The organism is Enterococcus italicus DSM 15952, from assembly GCF_000185365.1.
GTDB classification, from domain to species: Bacteria; Bacillota; Bacilli; order Lactobacillales; family Enterococcaceae; genus Enterococcus_G; species Enterococcus_G italicus.
Map to the genome: position 1 here is coordinate 1,084,281 of NZ_GL622241.1, position 17,947 is coordinate 1,102,227.

Sequence of the window (17,947 nt, forward strand, 5' to 3'; positions counted from 1 at the left end):
TTTAAAAACATACTAAATGGCAAAGATAAGTTTAATAAAATTTTTGAAAAAACATCGGCTGAACGATTGCTAAACCATTGTTTAAAAGATAAAAAATACCCCAAAAACATTAACGAAAAAATAATGAAAATATTTACATATGCTTGTATCATTTACTCACCTCTTGGGTTCAACTATACTCATTTTAGAGTGACACTGCAACCACGCTTTATTGGGATTGTCCCACCGCTTGTCGAACTACAGGCAGCTGGTGTGGGCGTCCATATTGGTTACGACAATGTGTATGATTCTTGGTCTCCGTTTGGTACAGGAAATATTTTGGAGAAATTAAACCATTATTGCGAAATCTTCGGCAAAAAAGGCCAAAGAGAATTGACTGATTCCTTGTAATTGATTTCCTCAGCCTATAGATGAGAAGATGCAGCCTTGGCTAAAAGCAGGGATGGATGCGACGTTTGTTTTAGTCGATGCATCTTGTTCGACGGAATTTATCGTGCGTATGAAGCCGGTAAAAGCGAGTTACTCCAAGGGGAAAAATATTTTTGAATTGATTCAGTAAGTGTATGTTTAGCCATATTTCAGCGAGTTGTTACTTCAGTGGAACACTCCGAAATATGGCTATTTTATTTGAGCAAATCCATTTACTTACAATTAGTAAGTGTGTATACTGATGTTGTTGAAAGGAAAGGGAGGACAATAGATGTACCTATCAAAATGGTCTTATCCAGAAAATTATAATGAACAAACGCCGATTATCGTGACTGCTCACGGTATGGGATCTAACTATGAAGACTTACCACCAGTCGCAACAAAAATTGATAACAATGCGATTCAATTAAATATTCAAGCTGATTTATCTTTTGGACCAGGCTTTGCATTTTTCGTACCTGATTTTAGAGAAAAGTCAGAAATAGAAGTCATCGAACCAGTCATTCATGCTGTACATGATTTTATCGAAACGAAAGTAAAAGAAGAGAACTTAACGAATAATCCGCTTATGTTTCTTGGCTTCAGTCAAGGGGCAATGCTTGGTTTAGGGTTAACCTATCTCTATCCGAATTGGCTAAGTCAAGTATTTTTATTTAGTGCACGGATGCCTGCCTTTTACCAAAAGCTAGCCGATGAAACAATTACTGATGAAAAATCGAAAACAGCAGTATTCATTTCACAAGGCTTAACGGACCAGCTGTTCCCTAGAGAAATTGGTCAATCATATGCCAAATTTGCCAAGCTAAAACTAGAAACGGTCTCATATAATGAATACCCAGTTGGACATGGCATTCATTATAAAGCAATCAACGATGCCAAAGAATTTTATCAATCAAACGAAAAGAGGAAAATCAAATGACAGTAAGAGTACCAGAATTTCAATTAGCAGAAACAACACATACCGGATTAGTAACATTAAAAGTAGCTGACTTAGAAAAACAAACTGCTTTTTATACAGAAGTGATTGGATTAAGAGTTTTAAGTAAAATAGATGATGCTATTTCTTTTGGGACAGAAGATGGCGTGCCATTATTGATTTTGACTAAAGTGGAAAATCCATTACCATTATCAAGAAGAACTGGACTCTATCATGTCGCGTTTCTTTTACCTAGTCGTCAAGCTTTAGGTGACGCCTTGATTCATTATCTCTCGATTGATGCGCCGTTAGTCGGAGCAAGCGACCATGGCTATAGTGAAGCATTGTATCTGAGTGATCCAGAAGGAAATGGTATTGAAGTGTACCGCGACAAACCAGTCGATCAATGGGATATTCGTGAAGACGGTGAAATTATCGGTGTGACTGAAGAGATGGATGCACAAGGCGTTGTCAATGAAGCGACGCAAAAATGGAATGGCTTTCCAAGCGGAACAAAAGTGGGACATGTTCATTTGAAAATCGCTGATCTGCAAAAGACAGAAGACTTCTATACAGATATCCTAGGCTTATCATTAAAAAATAATTACGGCAACCAAGCAAAATTCTTTGCAACAGGAAACTATCACCACCATATTGGCTCAAATATCTGGATGGGTAGAAATGTACCGGCTATGACTGAACATGATTTAGGATTGGCCTATTATTCTTTCTATGTGACTCAAGATGAAGAGCTCGCTCGCATTGAAAGCCACTGGGCAGAGCAAAAAGTATCATTTGAAAAAGATGAACAAGGAAGCTTATGGATTCTAGATCCAAATGGCATCTTAATCAAATTTGAAAAAGAAGCTAGGCTATAAACGAGTTGGCTGAATAAAAGTGATCGTGATATAAATGACAAGTTGAGAAATTCCGACTAACACGATAAAAAGACCCAAAAATCCATCTGGACTTTTGGGTCTTTTTACTTGTGGCTGGAAAATTTTAACTCAGCCTATTATTTTCTTTGTTTCCCAGCATTCCGACCTTTAGTTGGGTTATTTTTTGTTGCTTTTTTGTTTGTGCAGTCGGTGTCACATCTTTAACGATTGGTGTCACAACTGTTTTCGGTGGATTTAATCGCATTTCTTCTTCAATTTGTTTTTTGATTCTTGGTTTCATTAGGACATTGGTAATAAACGTTTGGAAACAACTAAATATCCCACCAATTACCCAGTACAGCGTTACTCCGGCTGGTGCTTTTAACGACATAAAGACAATCATCAATGGAGAGACAATCATCATACTCCGCATGGTCTTCTTTTGCTCTTCAGGAATACCAATGAGTGAGAGGTAACTTTGTCCGACATAAGAAAGTCCAGCTAATGCCACGAAAATCAAATTGGCTTTTCCAAGATTGACACCCATAAAGGTCGCCGTGTTAATCCCTTGCGTGTAACTTACAGTGAAGTACAAAGCAGAGAAGATGGGCATTTGAATTAGTAAGGGTAGACAACCAATTCCGCCTAACATGTTGACATTATTTTCTTTATAGATTTTTTGCATTTCTGTTTGTGCTTTTAATTGTTCTTCCCGTGTCGTTGCTTGTTTTAAGTTTGCTTGAGCAATATCCATTTGTGGTTTTAAGTATTGCATTTTTTCTGATTGAACCATTGCTTTTTTAGACTGGCTAATTCCCATTGGCAACAAGATAATTCGTACGACGATAGTTACAATGATAATCGCCCAACCAAAGCCCCAGTTGAAATTGGTTGCTAAATAGGTCAAGAAGTCACCAAGAGGAACGACTAAAGTTTTGTAAATAAAACCATCCGGGTCAGGAACGCGCGTGTTGTTCGGTCCGGCAATCGTCTTCACACACCCTGATAAAAAGAATACTAAGGCAAAGAGCCCACTACCCATAAGCCAATTTTTTTTATTTTTCATTTATTTCTTCCTTTACTTCAAAATTTACACAAAACCAACTATACTAGACTTGGACTGCTTTTTCAATTATGATTCATGAATTTGAAGAAAAATGCAAACAATCTAGTATTCATAGACGACTTGAAATGAGGAATAGTCAGGTAGCTCATTTTCCTCAGTTAATTCAAATTGAGTCACACGTCCTGCAGGTGAGGGCGAGTGCTTTACTTTTTGAATAAAGGATGCCATTGCTTGTTCTTCACCTGTCGCTAAAATAGTAACCGAACCATCCGATTCATTCTTCACGCTGCCACCGATTTGCAATTGATCTGCCACCATCTTTGTCATATAGCGAAAGCCAACGCCTTGCACGCGTCCAGCGACATGTATTCGTACTTTACGCATCTTGTCCAGCCCCTTTCATCTCTTATATTAGCATATTTGAATCACTTGTTTCATGGTATAATGCCTATGAGGTGGGAGAATAATGGAAATGCAGTCGACAAAAAATACCTATGTAAAAGAATTAAAAAAACTACACCGCAAAAAAGGACGTCAGGATCAACAACGCTATCTTTTGGAAGGATTTCATTTGGTAGAAGAGGCAGTTAACTCACAAGCAGAAGTCGTGGATATTCTCATCAGTCCGCGAGGTGCCAAAGAGTGGGCCGCATGGATTGAAGAGCAAGCGCTTGATGTGACGTATGTGTCCGAAGAAGTGATGGCAGCCATCTCTGAACAGCCAACGCCACAAGGAATTATGGCTGTAGTTGCGTTACCACGTGTGAAAGAGATGCGTGTGAAAGGGAAATGGTTACTCCTTGATAACGTCCAAGACCCTGGGAATGTAGGGACAATGATCCGTACAGCTGATGCTGCCGGTTTTACAGGCGTTTTTCTTGGCGAGGGGACAGCAGATATTTATAATTTAAAGACGTTGCGTAGCATGCAAGGTAGCCATTTTCATATCGAAATTCAAAATGGCACCATTCAAGACATCTGTCAAGTATTCAAAGAAGTGGGCATCCCTGTATATGGATCAGAGCTAAATGAGCAGGCTGTAGCGTATGATACTGTTGAAAAGACAGATCAGGTAGCGCTGATTATGGGAAACGAAGGCCAAGGAGTTGCAAAAGAAATTCTAGCTCAGACCGATGCCAATCTTTATATTCCCATTTACGGCAAAGCTGAGTCATTAAACGTCGGGATTGCGGCTGGCATTCTCATGTATCATTTTTCCTAAGAAATCGTTAAGTCTTGCAATTTTGTAAGAATATCGCTAGAGTCGTCAAATAAATCGTGCTACACTGAAAAAGGTACAATTGTACAAAAACTTAGAGGTGGCGTTCGAATTTATGACAGAAAAATGGCAAGAGGATACGGAGTACATGTCTTATGTAGGTGATTTGCTTGAAACGGAAGAAGTACAACGATTATCAGAATTCGTTCAACATCTTCATTCCACACGGTTAGAGCATTCAATTAGTGTCTCTTATCGTAGTTACTTAATCGCAAAAAAAGTTCATGGCGATGCACGGGCAACAGCGCGCGCAGGATTACTCCATGATTTGTTTTATTATGATTGGCGTACAACGAAGTTTGACGGAGGAAGTCATGCGTATATGCATCCGCGGATTGCTGTGAAAAATGCAGAAAAAATTACGACTCTCTCTCCACTTGAAAAAGACATTATTATTAAACATATGTGGGGAGCAACAATTGCTCCACCGCGCTACAAAGAAGGCTATATCGTAACAATGGTGGATAAATATTGTGCAGTAAAAGAAGCGATGACGCCATTAACTTCCAGAATGAAGCGTCGAGTAGTACAAAATGCACATCACAATTAAAAAAACACTTAGCGAGTTGTAGGAATTCGCTAAGTGTTTTTTTCTAATTAATTAAATAAAGCAGAGTAGAAATGGCAAAGTACGCGGTAATCAGTGCTACAACAATCGTGTGTAGCCGCTTATGCATGACTAAAATTGCCGCAAATTCGCGTAATGTAGCATTCGGTAAATAATACAATGCGGTCTTACAGCCAATGCCTTCTGCCGATAATTTTGCCTGTCTCGCAAAGATGCCCGCTCGGAAGATATGATAGTTATTGGATACAAAAATAGCCTTTGGATCGTTAACGGCTGATTGTTCAATTAATTCTTTTGAAAAGCGCATGTTTTCATAGGTAGTCGATGAGTTCGCTTCGAGTAATACATCGCTTTCGGGTACCCCTTGTTCACATGCATATTGCTTCATGGCGACTGCTTCAGGTACTTTCTCATCGGCACCTTGCCCACCAGACATAATTAATTTTAATGGATGGCCAGATTTCGTCCGCTGTGTGTGGTAAAAAAGAATTGCGCGATCAATTCGTTTAGCAAGTAATGGAGTCACTCGCTCGCCATTTATTAACCCTGCCCCAAGTACGATGAGGAAGTCTTGATTGTATTTCGGATAATAAAACTGGTAAAGCAACGTAGCTGTCAGGAAAATTATAAAATTCATCAATAGATAGCCAAGAACAATGGATAAGTACGTAAAGGGAATCTTGATGTACCATGGTGACTGTGGCTGCAAGAAGAAATCAAAGATTAAGTATATCGTCAAAAAGAGTGCCAGTAAGAGAGTTAATAGATTCGCTACATTGCGGGATTCTTTTTTTAAGACGATGGCGGCATTCCAGTAAAGGAAGATTAAAAGGCCAATTAAACCAAATGCAGCGATCAATACAAAAATACCCAATGCTACAACAAACAGACCTGCAACCAATAAATCTTTCGTCAAATAAAAATTATAAAGCAAATAAATACCAAAAATCACTAAGAAGAATTGGAAAAACAGACCATTTCTTAAACGTGCACGATTGTTGCGATAAATAAAATAAAAGAGCAAAAAGAAGGCCAAAGGGATAAAAAAGTAAGCCGTTCCTTTCAATACTTCCAGTGTTCCAGTGTAAAGAACAATCGCTAATAATGCCCAAGCTGCTTGAAAATAGAAATGATCCGGTTCGTTTTTCTTTCTTCGCCAAAAAAAGATTGCCGCAAAGCCGATACTATAATAGAGAATGAATAAAAATAATGGTAAAATAGACATACGTTCAACTCCTTATATTGAGTATAACGAATTTTATAAAAAGTTACATTATTTGATAGGATTTTTTTAGTTTACGAGGTGTTTTTAGATGGAATTTTCATATCAACGTGTCAAAAAAGATGACCGAGCCATCATAGGTGTGCAAGGGATAGGTGATGTTTTGACAAGTGAAGAATGGGTCCCAACACTTTGGTTTTCTTTAGAGGAGAAGCTTCCTGATATTTTGGAACAACTAGCGATACCTGAAGAATCGATTCCTTGTTGGGGAATCATGTCTGATGCGAAAGAATGGCTTTCCCCTTGGATTGATGGAGAGGGTTTGTATTTAGCAGGAATTGATGTCCCGCTGCAAATGACTTGTCCGCCAGGCTGGCACCGGTCTATTCTACCAGCAATGGAATACATTGTCATACGAACGACGATTCCCCTTGTATCTGAAGCTGTGCGTTTTTTATTTGAAACAGTCGTACCTGATGAAGGCATTGAAATTATCGGAGCAATCCAGGAGTATTATGGTCCAGATTATTTACCTGGAGAGATTTCATTGTATGCGCCGATTAACATGGGTTAAGAGCGAAAGGAGAAAAAGCTATGATTAAGTTAGGGGTAATTGGTACCAATTGGATTTCTCATCAATTTGTGGATGGAGCATTGAGTTCTGGAAAGTATCAGTTAACTGGGGTGTACTCACGTAAAAAGGAGACAGCAGAGGCGTTCGCTAGACAGTATACAAGCTGCTTAGTTACTGAAGATCTTCAAGAACTCGTTACTTCCACAGTGATTGATGTTATCTACATCGCATCGCCCAATAGCTTGCATTACGAACAAGCGAAAGCCGCACTGTCTCATGGGAAAAGTGTCATTGTAGAAAAGCCCGCTGTATCAACACCCGAAGAGCTGGCAGACCTAATCCAGCTTGCAAATGAAAACAACGTCTATTTCTTCGAAGCTGCTAGAAATATTCATGAGGCAAACTTTCAGCGTGTGCGAGATGCGTTACCTCCAATCGATCAAATTCAAGGGGCAAGCTTTACATATATGAAATATTCCTCTCGCTATGATGAGGTACTAGCAGGAAATGAACCGAATATTTTTTCGCTAAAGTTTTCTGGAGGCTCATTGATGGATTTAGGGGTGTACTTAGTCTATGCGGCTGTGGGGTTGTTTGGAGCGCCGCGTGACGTTGATTATTTTGCTCAAAAGATTGCCACTGGTGTTGATGGTAGTGGCTACGGCTTGTTGCATTATGATACATTCGATGTGGTCATTCATCACGGAAAGACAGGGGACTCTTTTGCGAAGTCGGAGATTTATCTGGCAGATGGTACAGTAGAATTAGATGGTGTGAACGCCATTAAAGAAGTGGTTCATTACAATCGGATGACCAAGGAAACCAATTTTCTAGATTTAGCAAAAAGTCACGAGAATCCTTTATTTGAAGAAGCAGTTGACTTTGCGACAATTCTACAAAATCCCACGAAAAAAGACCGCGAGCGCTACGAAAGCTGGCTAGATAGCGCGCGAACTGTTCACCAAATTTTATACAAACTAAGACAAAAAGCTGGCATTGTTTTTCCAGCAGATCAAAAAGAATAGAGGAAGTACATGTTAAACAATGAAATCCCTGCAGTATGGGAGAAACGCTGGTTAGAAAATAACTTTACCGAGCCGACTGCCATTCAACAGGCGGTATTTGAACCATTAAGAAAGCAACAATCGATCATGGGTATCTCACCGACTGGATCTGGCAAAACACTGGCATACTTATTGCCGACATTATTAGGTATAAAAAAAGGCGAAGGCAATCAAGTTTTGATCGTGACAAGCTCGCAAGAATTAGCGATGCAAGTGCTTGAGGTGTCAAAAACTTGGGCAGAAGATCTTGGTATTGCTGCTCAATCAGCTATTGGCGGTGCCAATATTCAGCGCCAAATTGAAAAGCTAAAGCACCATCCGGAATTAATTGTCGGGACACCGGGTCGTATCGTTGAATTGATTCGAGCAAGAAAAATGAATCCCTTTTTGATTCAAACGGTGATATTCGATGAAGCGGATCAGCTGATTAACAATGATCAACAAGGCTTAGTAAAAGAAATCATCCAAACCGTTGGAAAAAAATCAACATTTGGCTTTTTCTCTGCGACTGCAGATGCTGCGCTATCCCCAATTAAAAAAATTGTTCCTGATCTATTAGTGATTGATGTGACACAAGTCGATACTAGCCAAGGTGCTGTCGCCCATCAATACATTATGATACCAGCTAGAAAAAAAGTAGAAAGCTTGCGACGTCTGGCACATACACCTGATTTTCAGTCATTGGTCTTTTTTAATCGGCTCAGTGAACTCGGGATGGCGGAAGAAAAGCTGCAGTTTCACCATATCCAAGCAGCATCGCTCGCTTCTGATCAAAACAAACAACTTCGAAAATTGGCACTGACGGCCTTTCGGGAAAGAAAGATTCAGTTATTGTTAGCGACCGATATTGCTGCCAGAGGATTAGACATTGACCGATTACCATTTATCGTCAATGCAGAAGTTCCTTTAACCAAAGAGAGCTATGTCCATCGAGCAGGTCGAGTCGGGCGGATGGGAGCAGATGGTCGTGTGTTGACACTGGTTACAGAGCAATCTATGAAAGACTTAAAAAAATTGGCCAATCAGCTAAATCTGATACTAGAAGAAGTCTATCTCGTAGGGGGAGCTATCCAAACGGAGAAGTCTGAAAAGAAAGAACCAACGACTAAAGAACTTGGAAAAGTCAAAGAAACCAAGAAAAAAAGTGTGAATAAAGAAGCTGTTCATCCCAAAATGGCAGATGAAATAAAAGAGCCAATCCGCAAGAAACGGACAAAAGTGAAAACCAAGAACAAAAAGAATAAAGGCAAACGCAAAGAAAAATAAAGGACACCATTACTTACTACGAAAAAGACCAGGAAAACCAAAAGTTTGAAAACAACTTTCGGATTTCCTGGTCTTTTGGGTTGATAGGAATACTTCTTTCCTAATAGTATCTTTTTACGTCCCCGACTGGAATTGAACCAGCGACCTATTGCTTAGGAGGCAATTGCTCTATCCTACTGAGCTACGAGGACAAAAACGCTCTGTTTGTTATTTTAACGCGTAATTGTACCAACTTCAAGCGGGAATTTCTTTTCTTTAATCTTAAACTTTTTTAATCGTTTTACTTGGTAGCAATATGGCGTCGTGATACACTAAAAGTGCAACAAAAGCTAGAGGAGGAATGAAAATGACAAAAATTGGAAAAGAATTACTTAGTCAGTTAACCTCAGAAACCGAGTCCGGCCCATTTGTTACAATTATGTTGAATACGCACGTCGCCCATCAGGAAGTAGAAAAGGATCAGCTTAAGCTGAAAAATTTTGCGAAAGAAGCAAAGAAACGCTTCGAAAAAAAATATCCTGAAGACGATTGGTCAGCTTTTCAAGGGCAGATTGATCAATTAATGGCAAGTCAAAATTTTTGGCGGAGTGCAACGACAAGTGTCGCGTTGATTTTTACACCAGAGAAGACGTTTGTTCATCGTCTAAGCATTCGGGTCGATGATCAATACTACGTTGGTGATGAGCCATATCTTTTGGCTATTATCAAGAACAGTCAATTCAACTATGATTATTTTTTATTAGCATTGAATCGTGACAGTTTTTCACTTTATGAAAATCGTAATCATAACTTAGTTTCCATAGATTTACCGGCTTTTGCGCCGACGACATTAGAGAAAGCCTTAGGAGAGGAATTGGATAAAAAAGCAAGCTTGACTCATTCAAGTGGAGAAGGCAATACCTTTCATATTACGGTCGATAAAGGGGAAGAAGAGGAAATCGATCATCGCAACTACTACCAAGCAATTGATGCGTTCTTTCGCGATGAATGGCAAAATGAACGTCGAATTCCTTTGTACATGATGGGACTCGCAGAAAATGTCACGCTCTTTGCAAAATTAGCAAAGAATGCCTATCTGAAACGAGACGTGCAAATCAAACGCTCGCCTAATCAACTTACTAAGGAAGATTTGCAAGAAAATTGTAAGACCATCGATACCAAGCTAAGTGAACAGGAGAAAAAGGAATACCAGAACTTGGCCAATCGTAAGTGGATAGAACAATTAGCCGATATTAAGCAAGCGGCATCTCTCGGACGGATCTCGGATTTATTTATTTCGACAGCTAATTTAGTCGACGGGTATGGCGATAATCCCGAGCAAGAATATGACTGGCGGCAAGAGTTAAATCATTTGGCTAACGAGGTTATTCGGATGAGCGGATCGGTCTACTTGTTAGACACAGAAGATATTCCGATGGGCAAAAAAATTCTTGCTATTTTACGCTATTAACACCGATGAGCAACTACTTTTTTGAAAGGTAGTTGCTTTTTTTGTGGTTTCAAAGACTTGGTTTCATCCGCTATTCTATAGTATAATGCAACAGTGCAAAAAGGAGATTTTTGATGACGACATATGCGATTGTAGATATTGAAACAACGGGGACCAATCCAAAAGAAGACCGCATTTTCCAATTTGGCTGTGTGTTTGTAGAAAATGGTGAAATTGTCGGGCGTTTTGCAACAATGATTCATCCGGGCCGTTCAATTTCACCACAGATTCAACATTTGACCCATACAACAAACAAAGACGTGCGTCATTCCCCATACTTTGAAGATGTGGCGCCTACGATATATGAGCTTCTTTCGGGGACTGTATTCGTCGCCCATAATATTCATTTTGATTATCGCTTTTTAAATGCTGAGTTGGAGCGGTGCGGCTGCGAACGACTGCAACTAAAAGGAATCGACACGGTCGAGTTGGCGCAGATATTATTTCCGACCGAAATTAGTTTTCGCTTAAGCGATTTATCTGAAAGCCTGGGCTTAGCTCATGAACGACCACACCAAGCAGATAGCGATGCTGAGGTAACAGCGCAATTATTTATCGCATTGGAGCAACGATTGGCTTCATTGCCGCTCTGTACAATAAAAGAGCTGAGTCGCCTTAGCAAAACGTTAACCATGCAGACAGGTGAGTTTATTGCTAAATATGTTCAATACAGTAAATTGCCGAACCAATTTCCTGAATTGATTGAAATAGAGAAGATTGCTCTACAAAAACAGCATCTCGCGCTTTTTGACTATACACTACAAGAATCGAATTACCCAAAAAGTAAACAAGCAAAGCAAAAGTGGGTGAAAGGCAAACTAGAATACCGAGCGTCTCAGCAATCCTTGATGAATGCGATCTATAAGCACTATACAGAAGAGACGCCACCCAAAGACTTAATTATCGAGTCGGAAACAGGTAGCGGGAAAACAATCGGGTATTTGTTTCCAGCAAGTTTTGTGGCGACGCCTGAACAGCCATTAATTATTAGTACTGCCTCGATTTTATTGCAGCATCAGTTATTGCAACAAGATATCCCTAAAGTGAATGATGTGGTACCACAACATTTACGTGCCATTATTATGAAAGGGAAGAGTCACTATCTAGACTTAGAAAGGTTCGCCCAGTCGTTAAAAGAGCCTACGCCAGTCAAACAAGTACAGCTTTTCCAAATGATGCTCTTAGTATGGCTCACAGAGACCAAAACCGGTGATCTGGATGAATTAAATTTGCTTAGTATCAATCATCCGTATTTTGAAAGTATTTCACACCGTGGAGTCGAGCACTTACAGCCAGAGAATCCGTTTTATGAAGTGGACTTTTTGCGCTTTTTATACGCGCAAGCCAAACAAAGCAATGTCTGGATTACAAATCATTCCTTCTTGGCTTATGAAAGTCAGCGTGAAGTCCCACTATTACCTGAAACGCCGTATCTGCTAATTGATGAAGCTCATCATTTACCAGATGCATTAGAGAAGACTGCGACCAAACAAGTGAATACAGCCCAATTATTGCATACCATTCAAGCTATCGACCAAAACAACTGGCTCAAAAAATGGGCTGAAACTGACGTGTTGGACACTGAAGTAGTGTATGCAGTCGATTTATATGAGCAACTATTGGCGCAATTAAGTGAGTCGATCGAAGACTTGAATACGTCGTTTTACGCCGACAATCGCTTTATCGTAGACGAATTTATTTTAACCAAAGAGTTTCGCGATACCTTGTCAGCAACAAAAGAGCGAATGATTCAAAAACTAATGCAAACACTAGAGGATTGTCTCGTGATTCAACAGCGAATCATGCAAAGTACAGCAAATAATAAGTCGCTTTACTTGGCGCATGAACTAGAAGAAATCGAGCGCATCCGTGCCTTGTTTCAATTGATTAGTCAAGCGGCGGATGTATTTCAGCAGTGGTTTTATCAGTGGCAGCCTACCGTCGTTCATCGCTTAAGTGTACGGAGCAGAAGTAAGACCTTGTCTTATGAATTGATTGATTTTGAAGCATCAAAAGTCCGTCAGACAGTTTGGTACAAACGAGTAAAACGGATTGTTTATCTAGGAGCTACGATGACTGTACCGGGCGATAAAAAGTATTTAGCACGAAAGTTAGGCATACTCGATGCCCAAATCAAAGTCATGCCCGTCGCCTTTGACTACCAAACGCAAGGTGCATTGTTTGTCCTCTCGAGTCCAGAAGAAGAGACAGGAAAGGTCGTTTCAATTACGGAAGCGATTCGTTCGATACTTATGAACTACAAAGAATCAGTGCTAGTCTTGTTCACCTCTCATCAGCAGCTTCAAGAAGTGTACCAAGCGCTCCATTTTGAACTGTTACAAAATGGCCGTGAGATATTCGCGCAAGGAATTGGCGGCTCACGACAAAAATTGTTAAAGAAATTCACACAATCAAAATCTGCCGTTTTATTTGGCGCTGATAGTTTCTGGGAAGGACTGGATTTACCGGCTGATCAGCTAAAACTACTCGTTGTAACCAAACTACCATTTGAAAATCCAAAGCGACCCTTGGTGTCTGCGCGCTATCATTATTTGACGAAAGTAGGACAAAATCCATTCAAGCAAGAAAGCTTGCCAAAAGCAATGATTAAGCTGCGCCAAGGGTTCGGCCGCCTGATTCGTTCTTCAACTGACCGAGGAATGATGATTGTTTTGGATGAACGTATGGATCAGGCAAAGTATGCATCTAAGATCAAGCGAGCATTTCCACCAGAGCTAGTGATTAAGAGCGGAAATTTGCGCGAGTTAAAGCAGGCGTTAGCGGATTTCTTCAATCATGAAAAAAAGTAGAAAAATTGTAAAAACTGGTCAAATCTTTGCTATAATATGAACCAGAAATAGAAAGGAAGAGTCCTTTGTATAGAGATTTAAAAAAAGAGTCCCGAATCACAATTATTTTGTTGGTGTGTATTGCTTTGTTATTATCTATCTCGGCTCTTTTTTCGGTCACTTACTTTAAAGCAACCCAGCCGATGAAACAAGCTAAAAAAGAAGCAACGGCATTGGCTGAAAAGTATGGTGATGTCACGCAGGTCGATGCGTTTTACCGCTACACTCGAAATGGCACGTATTATGCTATTTTTGGTGAAAACAAAAACGATCAATCAGTCATTGTGCTCATTCCTTCATCGGGTAAAAATGTGCAAGTGCTGAACCAGTCTGATGGCTTAAGTATGCAACAAGCAAAAGCTGTTGTTGCAAAGACAGCACCAAAAGATACCTTTGAGCGGGCGAGTCTAGGGATGAATGAGAAACAAATCGTATGGGAAATCGTTACAAAAGATGAATCAAATCAATACCATTATTACCTCGTTCAATTTTCTGATGGAAAATTAGTGAGTGAAATTTCTTAAAATTGGAAGGAATGAAGCGAATGGAATTGTCAAAACGAGCATTGAAAATGGAACCTTCTGTTACTTTAGCGGCATCAGCAAAAGCCAAAACACTGAAAGCAGAAGGAAAAGATGTCTTAAGTCTAACAGTTGGGGAGCCAGATTTTGCAACACCAAAAAATATTCAAGAAGCTGCAAAAAAAGCGATTGAGTTTGGTGAGACAAGCTACTATACCCCTACAGCAGGAATTCCTGCCCTACGACAAGCAGTCGTAGATTATATGCAGGATAATTACGATTTGACCTATAAGGTGTCTGAAACCATTATTACAAATGGTGCGAAATTCGCTTTGTACCTATTATTCCAAGTGTTATTAGATGAAGAAGATGAAGTAATCATTCCTACACCGTATTGGGTTAGTTATAGCGAACAAGTAAAGTTAGCAGATGGGGTGCCTGTTTTTGTCGAAGCATTAGAAGACAATGATTATAAAGTCACCGTGTCACAACTCGAACAAGTCAAAAGCGCAAAGACAAAAGCTATTTTACTGAACTCACCATCGAACCCGACAGGCATGATTTATACGAAAGAAGAATTGCAAGCAATTGGCGAATGGGCTGTCGCAAATCAATTAGTGATTGTTGCGGATGATATTTATGGTCATTTTATTTATGGGGATGCTGAGTTTACACCGATAGCGACTCTTTCCGATGCGATACGCGCGCAAACAATTATCATTAATGGTGTATCAAAGACTTACTCAATGACAGGTTGGCGAATCGGCTTTGCGATTGGTGATCAAAAAATCATCCGTGCGATGACCGATTTAGCTTCACAAGCCTCAAGTAACCCAACGGCAGTCAGCCAATATGCAGCTATCGAAGCATTAAGTGGTTCACAAGAGAGCGTCGAAGTCATGCGACAAGCATTTGAAGAGCGAATGGAAAAGACCTATCAATGGCTAAGTGAAGTACCGGGAATCACCGTACGAAAACCACAAGGAGCCTTTTATCTATTCCCGAATGTGCGAGAAACAATGACGATTTGTGGCTATGAAGATGTCAATGATTTTGTAGAAGCATTATTAGTTGAAGCGAATGTCGCTGTCGTTACCGGTAAAGGCTTTGGTGCACCAGATAACATCCGACTAAGCTATGCGGCTGATCTAGCAACACTAGAAGAAGCAGTAAAACGAATCAAACATTTTGTTGAAAAAAAGCAGCAAAAGTAATATCCTTGGCTATTGAAGGATTGAAAGAAAGAGATTGGAGAGAATTTCGTGAAACAAATTCAAATTATTGATGCAAAAAACCATGTCGGTGAAACCGTAAAAATCGGCGCTTGGGTTGCTAATAAGCGATCAAGTGGGAAAATCGCCTTTTTACAATTACGTGATGGTACGGCTTATTTCCAAGGGGTCGTTGTTAAAAATGAAGTGTCAGAAGAAGTATTTCAATTAGCTAAAAGTCTGACACAAGAAACATCTGTCATAGTGACCGGTGAAATTCGTGAAGACAGTCGGTCAAAATTCGGGTACGAGCTAGGAATTTCAAATGTCGAAGTAATCGGGGAAAGCCAAGATTACCCAATTACTCCTAAAGAACATGGTACGGACTTTTTAATGGATCATCGTCATTTATGGTTACGTTCTTCCAGACAGCATGCTATTATGCAAATTCGTAATGAATTAATTCGTGCAACATACGAATTCTTCAATAAACATCATTTTGTTAAGATTGATCCACCTATTTTGACAGGTTCTGCACCAGAAGGAACAACAGATTTATTTGAGACTAATTACTTTGATCAAAAGGCCTATTTGTCTCAATCTGGTCAATTGTATATGGAAGCCGCAGCAATGGCATTCGGAAAAGTTTTTTCATTCGGGCCAACATTCCGTGCTGAAAAGTCTAAAACACGTCGTCACTTAATTGAGTTTTGGATGATTGAACCAGAAATGGCCTTTATGCACCAAGAAGAAAGTTTAGAAGTGCAAGAGCAATATGTCGCTTTTCTTGTTCAAAATGTTTTAGATAATTGTGATTATGCATTAGACGTACTTGGACGAGATCGTGCGGTATTGGAAAAATATACCAATCTGCCATTTCCAAGAATCTCTTACGACGATGCAATTGATTTATTGATTAAAAATGGCTTTGATGATATTCAATGGGGCGATGACTTCGGTTCTCCGCATGAAACATTTATTGCCAATTCATTTGATCGCCCGGTATTTATTTTGAACTATCCAAAAGCGATTAAGCCATTCTACATGAAGCCGCATCCTACTAGAGAAGATGTCGTAATTTGTGCAGATTTGATTGCGCCAGAAGGATATGGAGAAATTATCGGTGGATCAGAACGTGCGACAGATTATGAATTCTTATTAGAACAAATTAAAAATCATGGGTTAAGTGAAGAAGAATATTCTTGGTATTTAGATTTAAGAAGATATGGTTCTGTGCCACATTCTGGCTTCGGTTTAGGACTAGAACGAACCGTAACATGGATTTCCGGCATTGAGCATGTCCGTGAAGCCATTCCATTCCCACGATTGTTAAACCGAATTTATCCATAAAGTAATGAACATTCGATATTTTTTAGCTATATTAAAAATACTGATTATTAAGTTTTTTACATTAAGCTAATAGTTGTGAAGAATTTTTAGTTCTATTTGTTAGCCAAACGGCAAAATAGTTGCTGATGAGTTTGAGGATTTTTCATATAAAAATGCATTTTTCCCTTAATTTATTGGGAAAATGCATTTTTTCTTTAAAAAAAATTATGAAAGTGCTTTTATTTACTGTCTAAATATATTAAGATTATACGTGGTATAGCAAAAACCGGTTTTTGAACATTTGGGGAAGAACATTAGCCTGAAAAAAATATACGAGAGAGCTAGGGGATTTGAATGAAGTTGGAAGTAATTGATAGGGAAGAGTATGGTAATTTTATCATGACAAAGCATCATAGTTTTTTACAGACACCGGAGATGGGGGATGTTTTTAAAGAACGTGGTTTAGAAGTAATTTACTTAGCTTTAAAAGACGATGGAATAATGTGTGCAGCATTAGTAACATCTATAAAAGTATTTGGAGGAAAAAAATTTGAAGTAAATTTTGGACCTATACTATCGGATGAAAAAAATGAATTTAATCTGTTGAGTGAATTTTTTTCAAAATTAAAAACGTACATAAAAAGAAACGGTGGGATCCAGCTAGAAATTAGTCCAAATATAGATTATAAGATATATGATAATCAATATAATGTTTCATATGAAAATGATAGCGATTTAATTTATACAATGAAAAAATGTGGATTTAGGCATCAAGGATTCCCTGTTGGATATGAAAAACAACAGTCAATTGCTTTATGGCAATATGTGAAAAATATATCAAATTTTACTGATGAATCGCTAACTAGTTCTTTTGAAAAGGATGGAATTTATTCATTAAAAAAAGCCAACAGTTTTGGTATCAAGATTCGCAATCTAGAATATAATGAATTAGACAGTTTTAAAAGCTTGACTAGTTCTTCTGCGCAACTCCATAATTTTCATGATAAAGAATTGGAGTATTATCAATTATTTTATAAATACTTTGGTGAAAAAGCGGATTTCTTAGTTGCAGAAATTGATTTTTCTGTATATAGAAATGAGTTGATTGAAAAAATCAAAGAGTTAGAATTAAAAATTAGCGCTAGTACTTCATTAAAAAAAGAAAAAAAACGCAAAGAATATGAAAATCAAATAGCTTCACACAAAAAGAGATTATCTGAAATTGAGCAGATGATAAAAGATGAAAAAAAGGAAAAAACAATATTATCAAGTGCAATTATTATATA

At 38.9% G+C, this 17,947-nt stretch carries 16 protein-coding genes, 1 tRNA gene and 2 pseudogenes; 14 read left to right on the forward strand and 5 right to left on the reverse strand.

Features of this window, described 5'->3' with window-relative positions; genetic code table 11:
- Positions 1-152, reverse strand: a pseudogene (locus tag HMPREF9088_RS12340) (AEC family transporter); the annotation flags it as partial.
- Positions 153-418: 266 nt separating this feature from the next.
- Between HMPREF9088_RS12340 and HMPREF9088_RS11915 the strand changes: the two are divergent.
- The 3 genes from HMPREF9088_RS11915 to HMPREF9088_RS05140 all read left to right on the forward strand — a co-directional run bounded on the left by HMPREF9088_RS11915 (position 419) and on the right by HMPREF9088_RS05140 (position 2,223).
- Entirely contained in the window at positions 419-559 is a 141-nt protein-coding gene (locus HMPREF9088_RS11915; protein WP_007208092.1) for a hypothetical protein, read from the forward strand.
- A 141-nt stretch (positions 560-700) separates the two neighbouring features.
- Positions 701-1,348: an alpha/beta hydrolase gene (locus HMPREF9088_RS05135; protein WP_007208093.1), complete on the forward strand. Its 648-nt coding sequence runs from the start codon at positions 701-703 to the stop codon at positions 1,346-1,348.
- A complete protein-coding gene (locus HMPREF9088_RS05140; protein WP_007208094.1) occupies positions 1,345-2,223 on the forward strand; it encodes a VOC family protein in 879 nt (292 codons plus the stop codon). Before HMPREF9088_RS05135 ends, HMPREF9088_RS05140 begins: the two co-directional genes overlap by 4 nt.
- A gap of 137 nt (positions 2,224-2,360) precedes the next feature.
- Here HMPREF9088_RS05140 and yidC read toward each other — a convergent pair.
- Both yidC and HMPREF9088_RS05150 read right to left on the reverse strand, forming a co-directional pair.
- A pseudogene (yidC, locus tag HMPREF9088_RS05145) lies at positions 2,361-3,289 on the reverse strand (membrane protein insertase YidC).
- Between the two features lie 102 nt (positions 3,290-3,391).
- On the reverse strand, positions 3,392-3,673 hold the full coding sequence (locus HMPREF9088_RS05150; protein ID WP_007208096.1) for an acylphosphatase: 282 nt from the start codon (positions 3,671-3,673) through the stop codon (positions 3,392-3,394).
- A gap of 79 nt (positions 3,674-3,752) precedes the next feature.
- Between HMPREF9088_RS05150 and HMPREF9088_RS05155 the strand changes: the two genes are divergently transcribed.
- Together HMPREF9088_RS05155 and HMPREF9088_RS05160 are read left to right on the forward strand one after the other, a co-directional pair.
- A complete protein-coding gene (locus HMPREF9088_RS05155) occupies positions 3,753-4,511 on the forward strand; it encodes a TrmH family RNA methyltransferase (protein WP_040366479.1) in 759 nt (252 codons plus the stop codon).
- Between the two features lie 112 nt (positions 4,512-4,623).
- Positions 4,624-5,118, forward strand: coding sequence for an HD domain-containing protein (locus HMPREF9088_RS05160; protein WP_007208098.1), 495 nt, complete (start codon positions 4,624-4,626; stop codon positions 5,116-5,118).
- Between the two features lie 43 nt (positions 5,119-5,161).
- Here the strand turns inward: HMPREF9088_RS05160 and HMPREF9088_RS05165 are convergent, their stop codons facing one another.
- Positions 5,162-6,361 carry a YdcF family protein gene (locus tag HMPREF9088_RS05165; RefSeq protein WP_007208099.1) on the reverse strand — a complete coding sequence of 400 codons (1,200 nt, stop codon included), beginning with the start codon at positions 6,359-6,361 and terminating at the stop codon, positions 5,162-5,164.
- 88 nt (positions 6,362-6,449) lie between these two features.
- Here HMPREF9088_RS05165 and HMPREF9088_RS05170 point away from each other — a divergent pair, with 88 nt between their 5' ends.
- Genes HMPREF9088_RS05170 through HMPREF9088_RS05180 form a run of 3 tightly spaced genes read left to right on the forward strand, consistent with a single transcriptional unit; the run spans position 6,450 to position 9,262 of the window.
- Positions 6,450-6,932 carry a GyrI-like domain-containing protein gene (locus HMPREF9088_RS05170; RefSeq protein WP_007208100.1) on the forward strand — a complete coding sequence of 161 codons (483 nt, stop codon included), beginning with the start codon at positions 6,450-6,452 and terminating at the stop codon, positions 6,930-6,932.
- Positions 6,933-6,952: 20 nt separating this feature from the next.
- Positions 6,953-7,957: a Gfo/Idh/MocA family protein gene (locus HMPREF9088_RS05175; protein ID WP_007208101.1), complete on the forward strand. Its 1,005-nt coding sequence runs from the start codon at positions 6,953-6,955 to the stop codon at positions 7,955-7,957.
- Positions 7,958-7,966: 9 nt separating this feature from the next.
- Complete coding sequence (locus HMPREF9088_RS05180; protein WP_007208102.1) at positions 7,967-9,262, forward strand: DEAD/DEAH box helicase; 1,296 nt, start codon at positions 7,967-7,969, stop codon at positions 9,260-9,262.
- 117 nt (positions 9,263-9,379) lie between these two features.
- Here HMPREF9088_RS05180 and HMPREF9088_RS05185 read toward each other — a convergent pair.
- Positions 9,380-9,453 (reverse strand) — tRNA-Arg (locus HMPREF9088_RS05185).
- A 155-nt stretch (positions 9,454-9,608) separates the two neighbouring features.
- Between HMPREF9088_RS05185 and HMPREF9088_RS05190 the strand changes: the two genes are divergently transcribed.
- From HMPREF9088_RS05190 to HMPREF9088_RS05215, 6 genes are all read left to right on the forward strand, one after another.
- A complete protein-coding gene (locus tag HMPREF9088_RS05190; protein WP_040366480.1) occupies positions 9,609-10,712 on the forward strand; it encodes a baeRF6 domain-containing protein in 1,104 nt (367 codons plus the stop codon).
- Positions 10,713-10,825: 113 nt separating this feature from the next.
- Positions 10,826-13,561, forward strand: a complete 2,736-nt coding sequence (locus HMPREF9088_RS05195) for a helicase C-terminal domain-containing protein (protein WP_007208104.1) — start codon at positions 10,826-10,828, stop codon at positions 13,559-13,561.
- 65 nt (positions 13,562-13,626) lie between these two features.
- Positions 13,627-14,124 (forward strand): cell wall elongation regulator TseB-like domain-containing protein, encoded by a 498-nt coding sequence (locus HMPREF9088_RS05200; protein WP_040366483.1) that lies wholly within the window; start codon positions 13,627-13,629, stop codon positions 14,122-14,124.
- Between the two features lie 20 nt (positions 14,125-14,144).
- On the forward strand, positions 14,145-15,335 hold the full coding sequence (locus tag HMPREF9088_RS05205) for a pyridoxal phosphate-dependent aminotransferase (RefSeq protein WP_040366484.1): 1,191 nt from the start codon (positions 14,145-14,147) through the stop codon (positions 15,333-15,335).
- Between the two features lie 48 nt (positions 15,336-15,383).
- Entirely contained in the window at positions 15,384-16,682 is a 1,299-nt protein-coding gene (gene asnS / locus HMPREF9088_RS05210; RefSeq protein ID WP_007208107.1) for an asparagine--tRNA ligase, read from the forward strand.
- Between the two features lie 333 nt (positions 16,683-17,015).
- Positions 17,016-17,947, forward strand: a 932-nt coding sequence (locus HMPREF9088_RS05215; RefSeq protein WP_007208108.1) for a peptidoglycan bridge formation glycyltransferase FemA/FemB family protein, incomplete at its 3' end; no start/stop codon positions are given.